Raw genomic sequence first — 505 nt, 5'->3', positions numbered from 1 at the left:
CGGTATTTCAGAGCGTCAACAAGCGCAGTTATTCCAAGCATTCAGCCAAGCGGATGCCAGCATATCTCGTCGATATGGTGGTACGGGTCTTGGCTTAGTCATCACCCAGAAACTGGTAAGTCAGATGGGCGGCGAAATCAGTTTGACCAGTCGTCTTCACCAAGGTTCGACATTCTGGTTTACGCTTCGCCTCAACTCGACAGAAATGCCAATGAGCGATCTGATTGAAGTCGAGCTACTAACGGGCAAACAGTTGCTGTTGGTAGAACCAAACATGCAAGCGGCATCGGTGACTCAGCAGATCTTGAGTCAAGAAGGTATTCTCGTGACCTATCGTTCTTCCTTACCAGAGAACGAAGAGCACTACGATTACGTATTGCTGAACTTGGCAGCTAACCAAACTTATGACGAGCAATCAGTCGCTGCTTGGATTGAGCAAGCGAAACGCATGGCGCCAAGTGTCATCATGGGTACACCGAGCACCGAATTAGCGCTTGCCGACCAA

General features: G+C 49.5%; 1 protein-coding gene. It reads left to right on the top strand.

Features of this window, described 5'->3' with window-relative positions:
* A partial coding sequence (locus tag R8O10_RS27775; protein WP_318192301.1) for an ATP-binding protein occupies positions 1 to 505 on the top strand: 505 nt, incomplete at both ends.

Origin of the sequence: Vibrio sp. 1727 (assembly GCF_033344415.1) — a bacterium.
Taxonomy (GTDB): Bacteria; Pseudomonadota; Gammaproteobacteria; order Enterobacterales; family Vibrionaceae; genus Vibrio; species Vibrio alginolyticus.
This window is presented reverse-complemented; position numbering and strand designations above follow the sequence as displayed.